The following is an 18,961-nucleotide window of genomic DNA, read 5'->3' as shown; positions in this document are numbered from 1 at the left end:
GACCGAGGGTTTTCCGCATACCCCGTTGAATCCGGCTGACGAATTCGGTCACCGTAGGCATCTCACCCATCGGTGTGTGTTACTCGACAGGCTACGCGTGGCATACCGGGGCCGCCTGACTGTTCGTCTACCGCATCTTCCCGTACCTGTCCGCGGCAGCACCGGGGCAGCCGGGGCACCTAGGTGGCAAGCGGTTTCGTGGTCGTCATATCACGGCCCGCGGTGGCCGTTGTTGGGTAGTTGGCTGCGCCCCGAGTTGGTGCGGGTCGCACCCCTGAACCTGGACCATCCGGTGATTCTCGACGCAGCAAAAGCGCTCCAGCGGGATAGTGATGTGACCGATCGCTGTGGTTTCCGTCGGAGTTGACGGGGGCTCATGGGCAGGTCACCGCACCGTCTTCGGTCGTGATCTCGGCGGCGGGTACATTCACAGATGAGTTGATGTTGTGACGACGTTCACATGCCGGGCTGCGCGTTGCTGCACCGTCGAAACGCCGTCGCAGCGGGAACTCGACGGAGACCGTGGACGGTGAGAGGTCGAGGACGGACGGGTGGAGACACGGCAGGACGACGCCGCTCTGAAACGCGAGCTGGTTTCGGCTGGTTTCACGGAGGCCTGTGAGATCGGTCGCGGCGGTTTCGGGGTGGTCTATCGGTGTTTGCAGCCTTCGTTGGACCGCACGGTGGCGGTCAAAGTTCTCACCCGCGCGCTCGATGACGAGAATCGGACGCGATTCTTCCGAGAGCAGCGTGCCATGGGTCGCTTGACCGGCCACCCGAACATTGTCAATGTCCTACAAGTCGGTTCCACGGCGAGCGGCCACCCGTTCATCGTGATGCCGTACCACCCTTTGGACTCACTCGATACGCTGATCCGGCACGATGGTCCCCTCGGCCCGGACCAGGTGTTGCGGCTGGGTGTCCGAATCGCCGGTGCTGTGGAGACGGCGCATCGACTCGGTATTTTGCACCGCGACATCAAACCGGGCAATATCTTGCTCTCGAGTTACGGCGAGCCAGCCCTCACTGACTTCGGAATCGCGCACATCGCGGGCGGGTTCGAGACTGCCAAGGACATGATTACCGCTTCACCGGCGTTCACAGCTCCCGAAATACTGAAGGGCGATGCGCCGACGCCTGTCTCGGACGTCTACAGCATCGGCGCGACCCTCTTCTGCGCTTTGACCGGTCACGCGGCGTTCGAGCGTCGGTCCGGGGAGCAGGTCGTGGCGCAATTCGTGCGTATCACGAGGCACGCGATCCCCAACCTGCGTGACAACGGCATCCCCGAAGACATTGCCGCAGTGATCGAGCATGCGATGGCGCGCGATCCCGGTGACCGTCCCAGCAGTGCCGTCGAGTTCGGCGACGAACTCCGCGCGCTCCAGGCGCGGAACGGCTTCGAAGTGGATGACATGGCGCTTCTCATGGAACAGCCAGTGGTTCCGCTCGGTCGACGAGAGGCCGTCTCGACGAGTTCCACCGACGAGCACTCGGGTCGCCGGGCCGCGCTCCAGAGTCGCACGGGAAATCTACCCTTGGAGGTGACCAGCTTCATCGGGCGCCAGAACGAACTGTCCCACGCGAGAGGCATGTTCCGCACTGCGCGCTTGGTGACGTTGACGGGAATCGGAGGTGTCGGGAAGACTCGTCTGGCGTTGCGACTCGCTGCCGACCTACGCGACGAGTTTCCGCATGGCGTATGGCTGGCGGAGTTCGGCGAAGTCATGGACGAGTCGGTTCTCATCGACGTGATCGCGAGAGCCCTCGGCCTGCGCACCGGACATACGGATCCGATGGACGAGGTAGTTGGGTTCCTGATCGATCGGAAGTTGTTGATCGTGCTCGATAACTGTGAGCACGTCATCGCACCGGTCGCTCGATTTGCTGAGACGGTCCTTCGAACATGTCCGGACGTCTCGATCGTGACGACGTCCCGCGAGCCGTTGAACATCCCCGGTGAATCTGTCTTGCGGGTGCCGTCCTTGAGAACACCGGACGCCGATCACGAGCCCGCGTTGATGGCCTCCCCCAATTACGACGCGATTGCGTTGTTCGAGGAACGTGCCGCAGCGGCGGTGCCGGGATTCGAACTCTCCGATGACAATATCGACACTGTCGTTCGCATCTGCCGTCAACTCGACGGTCTGCCGCTACCCATCGAATTGGCGGCAGCGCAGCTACGGGCGATGTCGCTCGGCCAAATCGCCCAGCGGCTGAACGACCGATACAAGCTACTTACCCATGGAAGCCGTTCTGCGCCACCTCGGCAACGCACTCTTCTTCTCTGTGTCGAGTGGAGTTATGACCTGTGCACGCCGCTGGAACGGCAGATATGGATTAATCTGTCTGTGTTCGTGGGCCACTTCGAACTCGATGCTGCAGAGAGTATGTGCGAGGACGTCGATCGAGACGACCTGCTCGAGGGAATTTTCTCCTTGGTCGACAAGTCGATTCTCGTCCGGCAGGAGTATGGCAGTGCGGTGGGATTCCGAATGTTGGAGACGATCCGTGAATTCGGACGAGTCAAAGCAAGCGCTTCGGGAGACTGGGCGCTACTGCGGCGTCGTCACCATCATTGGTATCGGCAATTCGTGCAAGATGCCAAGCGCGACTGGATCAGTGTCCGTCAACTCGAGTGGATTGCCCGATTGTCTCGAGAGCAGTCGAACCTCCGTGAGGCTATGGAATTCGCGATAGTCGAGCCGGGGGAATCACAGGAAGGTTCCGCACTCGAGATTGCTGCGGCGCTGTTCCCTTTCTGGTTGTCCCGCAACCTGCTCAGCGAGGGGAGGTATTGGCTGGATCGTGCTCTGGGAACGCGCCCCGTGCGAAATTCGGCAGATCGGGTCAAGGCCATCTACGCCGACAGCGTGCTCGCTGGTATGCAGGGTGATCTGTCCGCCGGATGGGATCTGATCGCCCAGGGCGAGGCGCTGCTGGCCGAGATGACGGACCCGGTCAGCGACGCCCGTATAGCCCACGCCAAGGGTATTCTCGCGCTGTACAGCGGCAATGTGCTGGAGGCAGCGGAAAGACTCGAAGAAGCGCTCCAAGTGTTTACCGCCGACGGTGAAGTCGCGGTACGCGTCTGGATCCTGATGATGCTGGGAGTGGCGTACGAGTTGGGCGGCAACAGCGAGCGCGCACTTGCTTGTCATCATGAGGTGCTCGCAGTGACCGAATCACGTGGTGAGTCGGTGTATCGGTCGTATTCGCTGTGGGGCATCGGCGTAGCGGAATTCAGGCAGGGGGACCCTGTCCGCGCAGCACAGTATATGGACGAGTGCCTGCGGTTGTGTCGTCTGATCGACGAGCCTCTCGTGGCCGCCGTCAGTCTGGAGGTCCTGGCGTGGATCGCCGGCCGCAACCAGGACTTCGGTCGAGCCGCCACGTTCTTGGGCGCGGCCGAGTCGTTGGGAGCGGCGGTGGGAAGCTCCCCCCTGCTCTTCCAACAACTTCGTGCCTACCACACAGAGTGCCATGAAATGACCCGCACAATTCTCGGGGACAAAGAGTTTCGTGCACGACACCGCAAGGGCCTACGGCTGGGCCCGCAAGAAGCCATAACCTTCGCCCTTGCTGATACCGACCGTGATGCTGCCGACCAGGCAAGGACCGAATCGAGTGCACTGGACGCGTCCGGCCGGCGGCGAGACTGACAAAAGATATGGTCGGAGAAATCCAGGACCGCTCGCCCGGCCGGCCCGTCAGCCGTACATTCCCCAGCTCAGTGCCTGGTTCATCACCTTGGGATGCTTTCGCTCGAAGAAGGCGCGGGTCTCTTTCATGTGCTCACTCATAGCATCCCGTGCGCGATCACTGTCGCCGTCTTCGATTGCTTCACAAATTTGCTCGTGGATCACCGCAACGTGCTTGCGCGAAGACGGGCTGTAGGTGACTCCCAGTCGAGCGCCGTCGATGATCCAGTCGAGTGAGTTGAGAAAATACGAGATCAGCGGGTTCTGTGCACCTTCGGCGATCAGTTCGTGAAATCTGTGGTTCTCATAGAGAAACACGGTCTCATCGGAGATGTTCGCGCGCATGGCGTCGACGGACTGGCGTAATCCGTCGATGACCCGATCCTCACCGTTCTGCGCACACAAGGCGGCGGCGATCGGCTCGATGTACTCACGCGTCTCCAACACGGATCGAAACGGTGTATCCGAGAACTGCATCAAGAGGGCGAGCGTGCTCGCCAGGTGGCGCGAGTCCGGCAATCCCACGGTGGGTCCGCCCCCGCGGCCGGGTCGGATCACGATCACGCCCTGCAGTTCCAGTATGCGAAGAGCCTCGCGAAGGGTGCTTCTTCCCACCCCGAAAGACTCATGCATGTCGGCTTCGACAGGGAGAGCGTCCCCGAACTTCAGGCCTTCCTCTTGGATCATCCGCACTATGCGTTGAGCGATCATCTCGGCGCGTTTCGGCGGCATCTCCGGCGGGCGTGTCAACGGTGTGACGTCCCGTGAGCGTGGCAGAATCTGGGTGGTTTCGCCGGTGGCAGCTGGGCGACCGTTGCGTGCGCGACTACCGACCGTAGTCGACTTGGTCGCCTTGTTTCCTGGCATATGTTCATCATACATTTCCGCTCCCCAGGTGCGTGTTCGTGCCGTCGTGCGTCGACCGGCGCTGCCTGGGAGTTGACCGGACAGGATCGGGCGCAGTAAACATGTATATGTTATGCACTGAACCTATTCGAGCTTGAGGCGCTGGTTGTCTCGAAGGGAGTCGGTATGCCGACTTATCGGCCGCATCCGCCGCAATCTGGCCGTGCCTGGGACGTTGCCGACGTCAAGGTGTTACAGCCGACGCTCTTGTCGGGAACTCACGCCGTGGTAACGGGTGCCGGCAGCGGCATCGGACAGGTGATCAGCGTTCGCTTGGCGGAGCTCGGTGCCACGGTGACGGGAATAGGTCGCACCGAAGCTGCGCTGCAGCAGACGGCTGAGCTGGTCTCGCGCACCGAAGGCACCTTCCGATGGTTCTCGGTCGATGTTCGAGACTGCGAGCAGGTGCGGTCGGTCATATCGGAATCCTCGACCGAGCTCGGCATGGATCTTCTCGTCAATAACGCGGGAGGGCAGTTCTACGCTGCAGCGGCGGAGATCTCCGACAACGGATTCAGGTCGGTGGTCGATCTCAATCTCAATGCTGTCTTCACCGTCATCTCGGCGGCCAAACCCTTCCTCGCCCGGCGCGGTGGCAGCATCGTCACAATCTCTCTGTCTGGGGTCGAGCGGGGCAGTGTCGGTCTCGCGCATTCGCTTGCTGCCCGCGCCGGAGTGCTGGCCATGACGAAGACTCTTGCACTCGAGTGGGCTCACCTGGGAATTCGCGCCAACTGCATGGCCCCTGGGGTGGTGATCTCGGACTCGTTGCCTGAAGGGATTGCGTCGTCGCTGCGCAATCGCGTCGTCCCCGAGTCCGTGCCGGCAGGGAGGCCCACTCCGACCGAGGACGTTGCCGAGCTCGTCGCGTTCATCGCGACACCGGCGGGGCGAATGATTACCGGCCAACTGTTACAGATCGACGGTGCCGCTCATCTCGGGCGAGGTTTGCACATGGTCGAGGATTGGCCCCCGTTGGAAGAAAACGACGAGTACGGTCGCTGACATCCCGGACTGAACCGCCAGGTCGCGGTTTCAAAGTAAGTCGGAGGACGAAAACAACCGGCTGTGCCGACGCGAGAGTCGGCTCAGCCGGTTGTCGGCGCTGCTCATACCGCGATGTCGAGCACTCCTGTCAGTGGGCGTCCTTCGACGATCAACTTCCAAGCCCCATCTCGTCCGGCGGCGACTGCGGTCTGGGTGAGCAGTCGGTCCCACTGCCCTACGGATCCGAACTCCGACCGCCAGGACAGCACAGGCCGGGTGTACCGATGAAGCTCGTGCTCACGAGTGGTGCCGATGGCACCGTGGACTTGGTGAGCACCGCGCACCACTGTCGACGCGGCATGACCGGCGCACGATTTAGCTACCGCTACAGCGAATGACGCGCCCGGTGTGTCCCACCCGTTTCGCTCGATCGCGGCAACCGCCGCATCGGCCGCCGAGCGCGTGAGCGCGGTCTCGGCGGCTACTCCGGTGACCAGTCGCTGCACAGCCTGGAACTTGGACAGTTGCCGGCCGAATTGTGCGCGGCTGGAGACGTGGTCGATGCATAGCTCGACGATCCGTTCCATGGCTCCGCATACCTGCAGTGTGCGAGCGAGGGCCCCGCGGAGCACGAAGATCTCGGCCACACCGTCGGGTACCGATGTCCACTGGGCAGTCTCGACGTCGACCCTCACCGTGTCGCGTGGTTCGCCGGCGAGATTCTGCGAGGGTGTGAGAGTGGTGTTGGCGCGGGCTACCTCCGCAACCGCCCATGATGCTTCGGTGCGACGAAGAACAACCATGAAGTCGGCGTCACGCGCCCAGGGCACCACGCTTGATGCGGCCGAATCCTCGAGCAAGAATGCAGTCCGCAGGCCACCGTCCATGGGAAGTCCTGCGGTCTCCAGGAGCCACCCCGACAGCAGATCGTGCTCGACGAGGGGAACCGGAACAGCCGCGGCGGCTGCTGCAGAAAGCAGAGCAGAGGCGGCATGCCAGTCGGCACCGCTTCCGCCGTGAGCCTCGCTACCTGTGAGCCGTATCAGGCCCAGTTCGTCCAGCATCTGCCAGAGCTGAGGGTTGAACTTCGCCGACTCCGCCGAGTCGGCAGCATTATCTCGGTGCGCGGTGAACACCGACTCCATCATCTCGACGAGATCAGGGTCCACCATCGTTGGCGTAGTCATCAGCGCAGTCCTAGCTCTCGGGCGACGACACTCTCGAGGATCTCGGTTGTGCCGCCCCGCAACGTGAATCCGGGCCGTTGGAGAACGGCGTGATCGACCAAAGAGCCGAAAGGCCCCTCTTCCTGTGCTCGCCCGCCTCGGCTCATGTGTAGATCGGCGTAGTCCGCTATATCCCCTTCGGTCACCGTCCCCAGGAGCTTCACGGCGGCCGCGGCGCTGTCGGCACGCTCGCCCCGATGCAAGGCACCGGCCACCGCTGAAGACATGTGGTGCAACCCGGCGATCCGCGCGATCAGGCGACCGACGCCACTGTCGGCGGGGAAACGATCGGCAGCAGCTTGCTCGGCCGTCTCGGCAAGCAGCGGGAACGTGGAAAGGAAACGCTCCGGACCGCTGCGTTCGTACGCAAGCTCCGAAGTCACCTGCTGCCAGCCGTCACCGACACGACCGAGAACATTCTCGTCGTGTACGAACACCGCCTCCAAGACCACCTCATTGAAATGATGACTTCCCGTCATCGAGACGATGGGGCGGACGGCGATCCCCGGCGACCTCAGATCGACAATGAATTGGCTCAGTCCCGCGTGACGTGCAGCGGGGTCTCTGGGTGCCGTCCGTGCCAGCACGAAGAATGCATCCGCGTGGTGGGCGCCTGAGGTCCACACCTTTGTGCCGGTAATCGTCCACCCACCGTCGACCCGAGTCGCCTTCGTCCGCACACTGGCGAGATCCGAACCGGAGTCCGGTTCGCTCATTCCGATCCCGAAGAAGCACTCACCGTTGGTGATGGCCGGCAGATACTGTCGCTTTTGTTCCTCGGTTCCGAACTTCAACAACGACGGCGCGATCTGGCGATCGGCGATCCAGTGGGCCGCGACGGGGGCGCCCGCAGCCAACAGCTCTTCGGTGACGACGAACCGTTCGATGTGGGATCGGCCATGGCCCCCGTACTCGGTAGGAATTGTCATGCCGATCCAGCCCCGCGCGGCCAGTCGCCGCGAAAATTCGGGATTCCACTCGGTCAGCCAGGTATCGACTCCCGGGGTGAAATCCCCGGCGTCGATACACTCGCGGACGAAGGTACGCACCTGATCTCGCAGCGGGCCGAACTCGCTCGGGTCGTCGACTACGCGAGGGACGAGTCGGTCATGACTCATGAAGGTCTCCTCCCCGAGGTAGGCCGTCCGAGGTGGTGAATCGCGCAGTTCGAGAAACTCACGACTGAACCGAACCGAGAACATCAGCGATATTCTCGAGGCCACCCTGATACATGCCCGTGACGGCTCCAGCCAGCTCCGTTCCCTCGGACTCGTCGTCGGCCGCGAACTCCGCGGTCCACAGAATCTCGGACCCGCCATCAGCCGTGGGAACCACTGCGAACCGTGAACTGAAGGACTTCAGAACAAGCGGACCGTCGAGGTAGTCGTACACGTAGTAGTGGCCTGCGTCATCGTGCTCGGTGACACGCTCGCGCGCTTGACCGGCGCCGCCTGCGAGCTCGGCGTAGCGAACGTCGCCTTCCATCCAGGACTTCTCCACAGCGGGGAGCCAGTTCTCGATCTCGCCCGGTGCCCCACAAAGCTTCCAAATCTGCTCCGCGGAAACGCTGTAGCGCTTGCTCTCATTGATCGTCATCTTCACGCTCATTTTGTCCTCTTTCGTTGTGGAGCAGGGGATTGACCCAGATGGACCTGACGGGGGGGGCATCGCCGGCGGCGCTTCCGCGCCTGCGCGGGTTGTCGCACTCGGTGGGGCTGGTAATTCGCCGGACAGTCCAGTTAATATGAGAAATATAATCAGGTTAAGTGACTATGGCAAGAGCCCGTTGCGTCGAGCGATCCCGGGTTGCCGGGACGGCGGCGCAACGCGTCGAAAATCAGAAGGAGTGACAACATGGACTTACAGCTTCAAGGCAAGGTCGCGATAGTGACCGGCGCCAGTCGCGGACTGGGTAAGGCGGCAGCCGAGGCGCTGCTCGACGAGGGTGCATTCGTGGTCCTGGTCGCCCGAACGCGCGAGCCTCTCGAGGAGTTGCACCGTCGCTATCCCGAGCGCACTGCTGTGCAAACCTGCGATATGCGTGACATGGACGCGGTCGCGGCGCTTGCAGATATCGCCGTCGAGACGTTCGGGCGGCTGGACATCGTGGTCAACAATGCGGGAATCGCTCCAGCTGGGCGGTTCGCCGAACAACCCCAAAAGGAGTGGGACGAGGTGTTCGATGTCAACGTACGGGCGCCCGCCGTACTGACCCGCGCAGCGGCCCGACACCTGCTACCTCAGGGGTCGGGCAAGATCATCAATGTGGCCAGCACCTCCGGCCTCAAGGGGAAGCCGACATTGGTGGCGTACTCCTCCTCCAAGGGTGCGGTTGTGCAGTTCACCAAAGCCCTTGCGGGGGAGTGGGCGAAGAAGGGCGTTCAGGTGAACGCGATCGCCCCCGGCGCTTTCACCACAGACGCGCAAAGCGCAGTGACCGACTCGCCGGACGTCCTGGCGCGGCGATTGAAGAAGATCCCGGCGGGACGCATGGGCGATCCTGCGGAGTTCGGTCCGCTGGTGGCCTACCTGTCCTCACCACTGTCCAATTTTGTCACCGGTTCGGTAGCCGTCATCGACGGCGGCGAAGTCAGCCGGCTCTGAAAGGCGCTCAATGATCATCGACGCACACACCCACATGTGGCCGGACGCGGTCGCCAAACGGGCGCTCGCCGGATCGGTCCCCGACCTCGAACGCCGGGGCGACGGCACGGCGCACGGGCTCATAGAGTCTATGGCAGCGGCGGGAATCGACCGCTCGGTCTGCCTGGCCGTCGCGAACGACGGTGAGGCCGTCGAGAAGGCCAACAGGTTCTCCGGCTCGCTCGATCCCGAGTACTTCATCGGATTCGGCTCCGTGCATCCTGAATTGTCGGCGGAGGAAAACGTCGAAAGCCTGCGCCGGCATGGCCTGAGGGGGGTGAAGATCCACCCATTTTTTCAGAAGTACGCGCTCGACGATCCCCGGATGGACCGCCTGTTCGATGCGATGCAGGGCGAGTTTGCGGTCATTATCCACATCGGATCCATTGCGACGGCAAGTTCGGAAGGTGTGTGCAGTCCGGCGATGTTGGCGCAGCTGGTACGCAAGTTTCCGAAGCTCGACGTCATCGCCTGTCACTTCGGCGGTTACCGTCAGTTCCAGGAAGCAGTCGACACCGTGGTGGGGCTACCGGTGTACCTGGACACGTCATGGCCGCCCAGCCTTGCCGAACTCGATCCGGCCGATGTTCGGAAACTTATCGAGACGCACGGGCCGGAACGTGTCATTTTTGCCTCGGACTGGCCGATGGCTGATCAAGGCCGCGAGATCCGGGCCGTGCGCGACCTGGGCCTGGCCGACAGTGACGTGGAGCAAATTCTCGGACTGAATCTGGCTCGGCTGTTGAAACTCTCGTTCTGACGCGCTTGTCGAGAACTTTTCGGTCCGGGAGGTCGCTGAGCGATCTCCCGGACCGATTGTGTCTGTGCGCCCGATCGATCATGGCCACTATGGCGAAGCGTCGCGAGGCCGATTCCGCTCGCATGAGCCGCGGCGGAATCGACGGGACGGGTCCGACGACCGCCGAGGGTTGTGGATATAACATGCATATGTTTATTCTGTTTATGTACGTGTGGGGGATCACAAAAGGCAAGCGACCGTGCGGCTCTGTCGAGCCGGTCGGTCTCGATCTGGAGGTCATGGTGACAACCGCTACGGGTTTCGATCCGCTCGAATTCTTGGTTCAGCAGAACCCTTACCCCTTCTACAAAGAACTGCGCCAGAACGCGCCGGTGCAGTACATCGAGTCGGTGGGTGCGTGGGGAGTGTTCCGATATGCCGATGTGGAAAACACCTTCAAGCATCCCGAGATCTTCTCTGCCAAGGACTTCACCACCAATGCGTTCGGTGAGTTCGACCCGGTTCCGGAGGTCAAGTCGATCATCGCCACAGACCCGCCGGAACATTCACGCATCCGGCGTCTGGCCAACGCCGGCTTTCGTCCGGGCGCGATCAAAGCCATGGAACCGAAAGTGGATGCCGTGGTCGAACGGCTCCTGAACAACCTGGACAGCAAGCGTGCCGAGTTCGACCTGGTATCGGATTTCGCCGCCTATGTTCCCGTCAATGTCACGGCCGACCTTCTTGGTGTGGATGACCCGGACGTGCGTGAGGATTTCAAGCGCTGGACGATGGATCTGCTGAAGTCGCCCAGCCGTGGGGTCCTTGCGCAAGAGGAACTCGACCAGATCCGAACGAGCGTCACCGAACTCCGGACCTACTTCACCGAGCAGATCGAGTACCGACGCAAGAACCCCGGAACCGACTTGGTATCCGACCTGGTGCGCGCTGAGGAAGAGAACCACACCCTCACCGCCACCGAAATCTTGAGCCTGGTTGCTTTGATGCAGTTCGGCGGCTCGGAGACTCCGTCCCATCTGATCAGCTCGACGGTCTACAACCTGTTCTCGCATCCGGCAATTCTGGATGAGGTGCGGCGCGACCCGAACCGGGCGCTGGCCGCAGTTCAAGAGACGCTGCGTCAGAACTCACCCGTGCAGATGGTCTTCCAAACCTCCACGCGTGACGTCGACGTCGCCGGAGTCACCATTCCGGCCGATTCCATGGTGTTCGCATACATCGCGTCTGCCAACCACGACGAAACGGTGTTCGACGAGCCGGAGAAGTTCATTCTGGACCGGCCCAACCTGAACAAGCACCTCTCCTTCGCCACCGGCGCCCACCATTGCATCGGCGCACCGCTCGGCCGAATGATGTGCGCCAAGGCCGTCAGCGGGCTCTTGACTCGGTTCCCTGATCTGCAGCCGCTCGAAACTGACCCCGAATGGATGCCGTCCTACTGGGTGCGCGGTCTGGCCCGCTACCGCTTCACTGCCTGAGATGACGGTCGATGCAACTGCCATCTCGAAGGAAGGAAGGATTTGAATGCGTGCAGCTCGACTGCCGTCCATCGGCTCTGATCTCGTCGTCGAGGAGGTCCCAGATCCCATACCGGGGCCGGGCGAGGTTGTGGAGATCGCGACGTCCTGATCGACGCCGCAGCCTCGCGTTACAGCCTTGACGACGTCAACCAGGCCTTCCAGGACCTCGCCGAGCACAAGATCGCGGAGCGAGGAGTCCTGGTCATGTCAGACACGAGGCGGAGGTTTCGGTCCCTTCGTCACCAGCGGCCCTGGTCCGATCTCGCGAAGAGATCGGACCAGGGCCGTTTCGGTTGCGACTGGACGGTTTCGGTTCCGACTGGAGGCGGATAACCACCCGAACTATTCGGCGCTCCGTTCAACGGTCATCCGGCGGCAGCACGAAAGGACCCGGGCCGGTGGTCACCGGCCCGGGTCGGGTGCTATCTGAGATGGTTTCGGTCAGACGTAGAGTGCGACCTCTTCACCCTCGACGTCGACTTTGTAGACGCGGGCGCGGAGCTTGAGCTGGGGCGCGACGACCGATTTGCCGTCGGACAGATTGAATTCGAAACCGTGCCAGGGGCAGCGCACGATCTCGCCTTCACGTCCCCATTCGTAAACGTCGGGTGCGCTTTCGAGCATCATCCCGGTGGGGGGAAGTGTGCACAGCGGCGCCCCCTTGTGGGGACAGGCGTTGCGCAACGCGTGGAAGGCTCCTCTGACGTTGAAGACTGCGACTTCTTCTCCGTCGATGTCGACGACGCGGCGGGTGTCGTCAGGAAATTCGTCCAGTTTGCCGATCACGTGGCGTGTCATTGTCGTGCTCCAGTCTTGCAGTGAGACCGTTCCACCATGGGGAACGGTGCCGGAATGATTTAGATTCTTTCGATCAGCGTGGCGGTACCGAGTCCGCCACCACAGCACATGGTCACCAGTCCCCAGCGGCTGTCGGTGTTCTCCAACCGATTGACGATCGTCGTCAGCAGTCGAGCTCCAGTGGCGCCCAATGGATGTCCGATAGCGATTCCGCCACCCCAGGAGTTGACGCGGCCCATGTCGGGCTGGAATTCGCGCTGCCACGCGAGCACCACCGATGCGAAGGCTTCGTTGATCTCGATGGCGTCGATATCACGGATGCTCAGGTTGTTCCGGTCGAGGATGCGCGCCGTCGCGGGGATGGGGCCGGTCAGCATGTCTACCGGGTCGACTCCGAGGACCACCTGGTCCACAACCCGCGCACGCGGCCGGAGCCCGTGTTCCTGCGCGAACTCGGCGCTGGTGAGCAAGATTGCGGCGGCACCGTCCGAGATCTGCGACGAGTTGCCGGCTGTCACCTTCCCGTCTTCCGAGAAGACCGGTTTCAGCGCTGCCAGGGACTCGGGAGTCGAGTCGGCCCGGATACCTTGATCAGCTTCGACCTTGGTGCCGTTGACGTCGATCGGATGGATCTCCCGGGCAAGGTGCCCGTCCCGGGCCGCCGCCGCGGCGCGTTGGTGGGACAGGGCGGAGAACTCGTCCATCTCGGCGCGGCTGATGCTGTAGCGGTCGGCCAGCCGCTCGGCCGCGACGCCCTGTGAGACAAGCGGGTATCGTGACCGCAGTTCGTCGGTGAACGCCTGGCCCCACTGTTCCTGTGAGCCCTGATGCACGCGGAACCCGTTGCGTCCCATGTGCTCGACGCCTGCGGCGATCACCGCACCGTCGATGCCGGCGACGATCGACGACGCCGCGTAGTGTGCCGCCTGCTGGCCGGAGCCACAACGGATGTCTACCGTCGTGGCGCCTGTGGTCGCCGGCAGTCCCTTCTGTAACCAGGCGGTACGGGCAATGCCTGACGACTGCTGCGCGATCTGGTTGGCGCATCCGGTGATCACGTTGTCGACGGCCGCCGGATCGATGCCCACGCGCTGCAGGACACCTTCGTAGCACTGTCCCAAGAGGTCGGCGGGGTGCACGTCGCGGAGCACGCCTTTCTCGTGGTGGCCACGGCCGACCGGGGACCGGACGGCATCGATGATGACGGCCTCGTGCGCCGCGAGCGGGCTCATCGTCGCTGTCCTTCCGTCGAGCCTGCATGGCCGGCCACGACGTTGCCGACGAGCGCCTTGGAGATCCCGAGCCGGAGAATTTCCGATGAGCCCTCATAGATCCGCATCGGGCGGGCCTGGCGGTACAGTCGCTCGAGCTTGGAATCACGAACCAGACCGAAGCGGCCGGAGATCTGCACTGCGCGGTCGGTGATACGACCGGCGGTTTCACTGGCGACCAGTTTCGCCATGGAGCTGAAGTGCAGGGATGCGGCCGGATCGACCCGGGCCATGTCTGCGGCCTTGTAGGTCAGCAGGCGTGCCGCTTCGAGTTCGGACCACGAAGCACCGAGCATGTCGGCCACCGCGCCCAGCCTGGCCAGGGGACGCCCGAACTGCACGCGCGTGCCCGCGTGCCGGGCGGCCTCTTCCAAGGCGGCCTGGGCGAGACCGACCGATGCGCCGGCGACCGAGACCCGGAACACGGCGAGGGTGGCAAGAACATGCTCGAGTCCCTTGCCGATCTCACCGATGCGGTTGCCCTCGTAGACCTCGACGTTGTCGAACGCGAGCTCGGCCAGGATGTGGGGCGCGATGATCTCCGGCGTCGGGGTGAGAGTTAAGCCGGGTGCGTCTGCCGGAACGAGGAACAGGCTCTGCCCCTGTCCTTCCTGCGCAAGAACGCAATAGAAGCCGGCCGCGCCGCCGTTGGAGATGAAGGACTTGTTGCCGTTCAGCACCAAACGTTCACCGTCTCGTCGTACCTCGGTGACGATGTTCTTCAGGTCCGACCCGGCCTCCTGCTCGGTGAGCCCGAGACCGGCGAGGACCTCTCCGGAGGAGACCTTGGGCAGCCACTCGTCCCGCAATTCGTCGCTACCTGCCCGCGCCAGTCCGAAGCTGCCGATGCCCTGCAACGCGAAGAGCGAATCCAGGTGCGCCGACGTTCCCATGAGAACCTCGCGAACGACACACACGGCGAGCGGGTCGACGGATTCGAAACGTCCGCCCCATCTGGCCGGCACGGTCAGTGCCCACAGACCGCTCTCGGCGAGAATTTTCCGCATGCCCTCATGTACGGTGCTCATCGCGTCGGCCTCGACGGCAAACGGTTCGGCCGCGGCCGCGACCGCGATTGCTTCATCACGAAGGTCGAGATACTGCTGATCCAGCTCAAAAGCCATTATTCATCCTTGTCTAGCCAAGTGCATTGATTGGGCGCCGGTCGTGCGGAAGACACGCAGTGCGACGCAGCGTTATTCACAGGTCGAGCTTGAGGCATGTGCCCTTCGCGCGCGAGACGCAAATCATCATGCACTCGCCGCTTTCGCGCTCGCTCTCGGTCAGGACCACGTCGTGGTGTTCCGGTGTTCCCTCGAGGACCACTACCTCACAGGTTCCACAGGTGCCTTCTTCGCACGATGCGTCGACCATGACACCCGCGTCGGTCAACACCTCGAGAATGCTCTTGTCGGCGGGGACCGTCAGCGTCATGCCGGACTGGGCGAGTTCGACCTCGATCGGATGTGCGTGCGTCAGATCCGGTAGATCGGCGCGGAACCGTTCCACGTGCAACGCGCCTGTGGGCCAGACCGACTCACAGTAACCCTCGATGGCAGCGAGCAGCGGCTCGGGTCCGCAGCAGTAAATTCCTATACCGGGGGCGGGATCCGCCAGCTCGGTAGCCAACGGAAGCAGTCCGTGAGTGTCCTGTGGGTGAAAGGTGACCTTGTCGCCGTAGTGGCTCAGCTCCTCCCGGAAAGCCATCGACTCGAGGGAGCGCCCACCGTACAGAAGCGTCCACGGGGTGCCCGAGGCCTCAGCCGCTCGAATCATGGGCAGCATCGGAGTGATGCCGATCCCGCCGGCCACGAAGCGGTACGCGCTCGCGGGCTCGAGCGGAAAGTTGTTCCTCGGCCCCCTGCTTTTGACGCTGGTTCCTGTGGACAGCTTGTCGTGGATGTAGTCGGATCCGCCCCGGCTGCTCGGCTCACGTAGCACGGCAACAGTCCATGTCTGCCGATCGGCCGGATCCCCGCACAAGGAATACTGTCGTGAAAGCCCATTCTCGAGATTCATCTCGACGTGTGCGCCGGGAGACCACGACGGTAGAAGCGCACCGTCATTCGACCGAAGATCCAACGCGACGATGTCCGGCGTCAGCATCCGTCGGGCGTGCACAACGAGGTCGAGGTCGACTTCGGTGTCGTTTGTCGTCAGCATGACATTCATGGCCGTGGTCTCCCACTCAGTTGATGCGGTCACCGTAGAACTCCCGCGGATTGTCGAACATGATCCGGCGCTGGAGATCCTCCGGCAGACCGGCGAGGGCGTTGGTAGGGTCGTTGTAGTTCCAGTGCGGGTAGTCGGAACTGAACATCAGAACCTTCTCCGCGTTGATCATGTCCATCAGCGCAAGCAGATGCTTCTTCTTGGGGGGCTCGACGAACGGCTGCGTGGTGAACCGCATGTTCTCGTTCAGGTACTCACTCGGATGCCGCTTGACCCATGGGATCTCATCTCGCAGTCCGTACCAGTCGGCATCCAGCTTCCAGCTGAGTTCCGCGATCCACGCGATGCCACCCTCGGCGATGACGACCTTCAGCTCCGGGAAGCGCTCGAAGACACCGTGGCACAGCAGGCTCGCCGTGTTGGCCTGATGGATCTGGCCCAGCAGTGCGTGCCACTCGATGTAGAACGTCGGGGTACCAGCCATCCGGGGCGCGCGAGCGTAGACGTTCTCGGTTCCGCTGGGGTGGACGCAGATGGGGAGCCCGTGCCGCTGCGCTGCCTCGTAGATCGGGTAGTAGTGTTTCTCGCCCATCAGGATGTCGTGCAGCGGCATGAAGATCTCGACGATTCCGGGACGATCGGCCATCCGGTCGATCTCCTTGACTGCGAGTTCGGGATCCTGCGGTGCGATGACGAGGCCGCCGCGGTACCTCTTGTCGAACTGGAGCCAACGCTCACACATCCAGTCGTTGTATGCCGACGCGATGGTGGCAGCAACCTGCGGATCGGGCATCGCTCCGATACCCAGCAGGTGTCCGGAGAGCAGAATCGCCCGATCGATGCCGGCTCCGTCGAGTAGCTGCGCGGCGGTGAACTCCGGGTCGGTCGCAGGCGACATGCCGGGACGCGAGGTGTCGCCGCGCATACCCCCGGAGGAGTTGATGTAGAGGTAGTCGAGGGGAAGGTGGAACTGAGACGCCACCGTGTGGCCGCCGCCCAGTCCGGCGCCGATGCGCTTCTGCCACGCCGTACTCATGTACGGCACCAGGGTTGCCAGCCCGTTCTCCATGTAGGGGTGAACGTCGGAATCGATGATCGCTAACGACTGCTTCTTCTCGGTGGGCTGAGCGGACGCATATGCGGTGGTCATGAGCACTTCCTTGGTTCGGATGGGATGTCTAAAATAGGCTTATATTATGCACCTTAGCGCGTTGACGCCGCGTTGTCGAGATCTGGATCACACGGCCAGTGGGGTTTTCCCGCTCCATGCCAGTGGGCTTGATTGACGGCTAAAACATGGCTATGTTATACAACTATAGTTGTTATCTCCGTCACAGCACCAGTCGCAAATGCGCGTCAACCTGAGAGGTCCAGATGTCGATTACCGCCCCCACCGAAAATGAGCTCGACGTCGCAGTTCCAGAGCTCGACAAGGTATTTGTCGCCGGGGATTGGGTTACCCCGGCCAGTATCGAGACCATCGATGTCGTCATGCCGTCCACCGAAAAGGTGGTGGCCACGGTCGCCGCGCCGAGTGCGGCTGACGCCGACGCTGCCGTTGCCGCGGCAAGGTCCGCGTTCGACGAGGGTCCCTGGCCACGCATGACCGTCGAGGAGCGGGCACGAATCTGCCGCATCTTCGCCGACGAACTCGAATCCCGTCTGGACGCCCTGAACCGGGCCTGGATGTTCGAGTCCGGTTACACCCAGGCGCACGGAGAGATGATCAATTCGGGCGCAGGCAGCGCCATCTGGGGTCACGCGATCGAGGTGGCTCCAACCCTGAAGTGGGAGGAGATTCGCAAGAATGCCGACAGTGAAGTGCTCGTACAGCACCAGCCCATCGGAACAGTTCTCGCAATCCTGACCTACAACGGACCCGTGCCCCTGATGGGCATGAAAGTCATCCCGGCCCTGCTCGCAGGATGCACCGTGGTGGTGAAATTCGCCCCTGAGTCACAGCTGACCTCGCGGTTGATCATGGACGCCGCTCGGGCCGCAGGTTTCCCGCGTGGCGTCATCAGCGGCCTCGCCGCGGAACTCGCCACCAGCCAGCACCTCGTCCAGCACGAGGGCATCGACATGGTGCACATGACCGGCGGCACCGCCGTGGCCATGGAAGTTGTTCGGCAGACCTCGCACCGGCTGGCGCGAACCGTACTGGAGCTCGGTGGGAAGTCGCCGGCGATCATCGCGGACGATGTCGACATCGATGAAGTCCTCGGAACACTCGTTCCCGGTGCCATCGGCGGCTGCGGACAAGTGTGCGTCGCGCTCTCCCGAATCCTTGTTTCGCGTCGTCGTTACGACGAAGTAGTCGTCAAGCTGGCGGACGCTTTCAATGCCATCAAGGTGGGAGATCCCTTCGATCCGAACACCGACCTCGGCCCGTTGGCCAACAAGAGGTCGGTCGAGCGGACCGAGCGGATGTTGGCCAAGGCGGTCGAGCAGGGGGCTGTGGTCGCCGCCGGTGGTTGCCGGCCGAAGGGCCTCGACCGAGGTTACTACTTCGCGCCCACCCTGTTGCGCGACGTCACCAACGACATGGAGATCGCCCAGGAAGAGGTCTTCGGCCCCATCACCGTGGTGATCGCCTACGACGATCTCGACGATGCGATCCGGATCGCCAACGACAGCAAGTTCGGCCTCGCCGCCTCGGTGTACGCCAAGGACAGCGACCAGGCGCTGGCGATTGCGCGACGTATCCGGTCCGGTGGTGTGGCACTGAATCTCGCGGGTTGCTCGTTGACCGAGCCCTTCGGTGGAGTGAAGCAGTCGGGTTGGGGTCGTGAATGCGGCGCCGAAGGCATTCTCGAGTTCACCGAGATAAAGCAGATTCTGCTCAGCGGCGCATACTCCGGATAGATTCCGAGCACACGCCGGTAGCGGTGGCGGCGAGTCCTCGACTCGCTACCACCGCTACTGACGTATATGAACAGTGTCAATCATGCGTTGTGACATTGCGGTCCGCATCGCG

15 protein-coding genes are annotated in these 18,961 nt (G+C 62.7%); 6 read left to right on the top strand and 9 right to left on the bottom strand.

The features are described 5' to 3' along the window. Positions 1-551: 551 nt before the first annotated feature. A complete protein-coding gene (locus GFS60_RS40180; protein WP_159928465.1) occupies positions 552-3,662 on the top strand; it encodes a protein kinase domain-containing protein in 3,111 nt (1,036 codons plus the stop codon). A gap of 48 nt (positions 3,663-3,710) precedes the next feature. On the opposite strand, the gene GFS60_RS32700 is transcribed toward GFS60_RS40180, so the two are convergent. Then, on the bottom strand, positions 3,711-4,568 hold the full coding sequence (locus GFS60_RS32700; RefSeq protein WP_159928463.1) for a FadR/GntR family transcriptional regulator: 858 nt from the start codon (positions 4,566-4,568) through the stop codon (positions 3,711-3,713). Positions 4,569-4,733: 165 nt separating this feature from the next. Between GFS60_RS32700 and GFS60_RS32695 the strand changes: the two genes are divergently transcribed. Further along, positions 4,734-5,612 carry an SDR family oxidoreductase gene (locus GFS60_RS32695; RefSeq protein ID WP_159928461.1) on the top strand — a complete coding sequence of 293 codons (879 nt, stop codon included), beginning with the start codon at positions 4,734-4,736 and terminating at the stop codon, positions 5,610-5,612. 104 nt (positions 5,613-5,716) lie between these two features. On the opposite strand, the gene GFS60_RS32690 is transcribed toward GFS60_RS32695, so the two are convergent. Genes GFS60_RS32690 through GFS60_RS32680 form a run of 3 tightly spaced genes read right to left on the bottom strand, consistent with a single transcriptional unit; the run spans position 5,717 to position 8,428 of the window. Further along, positions 5,717-6,781 (bottom strand): acyl-CoA dehydrogenase, encoded by a 1,065-nt coding sequence (locus GFS60_RS32690; RefSeq protein WP_159928459.1) that lies wholly within the window; start codon positions 6,779-6,781, stop codon positions 5,717-5,719. Further along, a complete protein-coding gene (locus GFS60_RS32685) occupies positions 6,781-7,938 on the bottom strand; it encodes an acyl-CoA dehydrogenase family protein (protein WP_159928457.1) in 1,158 nt (385 codons plus the stop codon). The genes GFS60_RS32690 and GFS60_RS32685 overlap by 1 nt, the downstream gene beginning before the upstream one ends. Before the next feature lie 58 nt (positions 7,939-7,996). Continuing rightward, positions 7,997-8,428 carry an SRPBCC family protein gene (locus GFS60_RS32680; protein WP_236603613.1) on the bottom strand — a complete coding sequence of 144 codons (432 nt, stop codon included), beginning with the start codon at positions 8,426-8,428 and terminating at the stop codon, positions 7,997-7,999. Between the two features lie 246 nt (positions 8,429-8,674). Here GFS60_RS32680 and GFS60_RS32675 point away from each other — a divergent pair, with 246 nt between their 5' ends. The 3 genes from GFS60_RS32675 (at position 8,675) to GFS60_RS32665 (ending at position 11,701) form a co-directional block, all read left to right on the top strand. After that, entirely contained in the window at positions 8,675-9,424 is a 750-nt protein-coding gene (locus tag GFS60_RS32675) for an SDR family NAD(P)-dependent oxidoreductase (protein WP_159928453.1), read from the top strand. Between the two features lie 10 nt (positions 9,425-9,434). After that, positions 9,435-10,223, top strand: coding sequence for an amidohydrolase family protein (locus GFS60_RS32670; RefSeq protein WP_159928451.1), 789 nt, complete (start codon positions 9,435-9,437; stop codon positions 10,221-10,223). 89 nt (positions 10,224-10,312) lie between these two features. Then, positions 10,313-11,701, top strand: coding sequence for a cytochrome P450 (locus GFS60_RS32665; protein WP_159928449.1), 1,389 nt, complete (start codon positions 10,313-10,315; stop codon positions 11,699-11,701). Between the two features lie 483 nt (positions 11,702-12,184). On the opposite strand, the gene GFS60_RS32660 is transcribed toward GFS60_RS32665, so the two are convergent. From GFS60_RS32660 to GFS60_RS32640, 5 genes are all read right to left on the bottom strand, one after another. After that, the gene (locus GFS60_RS32660) at positions 12,185-12,541 is read right to left on the bottom strand and encodes a Rieske (2Fe-2S) protein (RefSeq protein WP_159928447.1); all 357 of its coding nucleotides are present in this window, start codon (positions 12,539-12,541) and stop codon (positions 12,185-12,187) included. Positions 12,542-12,600: 59 nt separating this feature from the next. Continuing rightward, the gene (locus GFS60_RS32655) at positions 12,601-13,773 is read right to left on the bottom strand and encodes a thiolase family protein (protein ID WP_159928445.1); all 1,173 of its coding nucleotides are present in this window, start codon (positions 13,771-13,773) and stop codon (positions 12,601-12,603) included. Further along, a complete protein-coding gene (locus GFS60_RS32650; RefSeq protein ID WP_159928443.1) occupies positions 13,770-14,936 on the bottom strand; it encodes an acyl-CoA dehydrogenase family protein in 1,167 nt (388 codons plus the stop codon). The genes GFS60_RS32655 and GFS60_RS32650 overlap by 4 nt, the downstream gene beginning before the upstream one ends. 76 nt (positions 14,937-15,012) lie before the next feature. Continuing rightward, positions 15,013-15,975, bottom strand: coding sequence for a PDR/VanB family oxidoreductase (locus tag GFS60_RS32645; RefSeq protein WP_159929106.1), 963 nt, complete (start codon positions 15,973-15,975; stop codon positions 15,013-15,015). Between the two features lie 25 nt (positions 15,976-16,000). Next, complete coding sequence (locus tag GFS60_RS32640) at positions 16,001-17,134, bottom strand: amidohydrolase family protein (RefSeq protein ID WP_159928441.1); 1,134 nt, start codon at positions 17,132-17,134, stop codon at positions 16,001-16,003. Between the two features lie 224 nt (positions 17,135-17,358). Between GFS60_RS32640 and GFS60_RS32635 the strand changes: the two genes are divergently transcribed. Beyond that, positions 17,359-18,849, top strand: coding sequence for an aldehyde dehydrogenase family protein (locus GFS60_RS32635; protein ID WP_159928439.1), 1,491 nt, complete (start codon positions 17,359-17,361; stop codon positions 18,847-18,849). The last annotated feature ends 112 nt before the right edge of the window (positions 18,850-18,961 follow it).

This window comes from Rhodococcus sp. WAY2 (assembly GCF_009859915.1).
In the GTDB taxonomy this organism is placed as follows: Bacteria; Actinomycetota; Actinomycetes; order Mycobacteriales; family Mycobacteriaceae; genus Rhodococcus_F; species Rhodococcus_F oxybenzonivorans.
The sequence above is the reverse complement of the archived record's forward strand: the minus strand, read 5'-3'. Positions and strand labels throughout refer to the sequence as shown.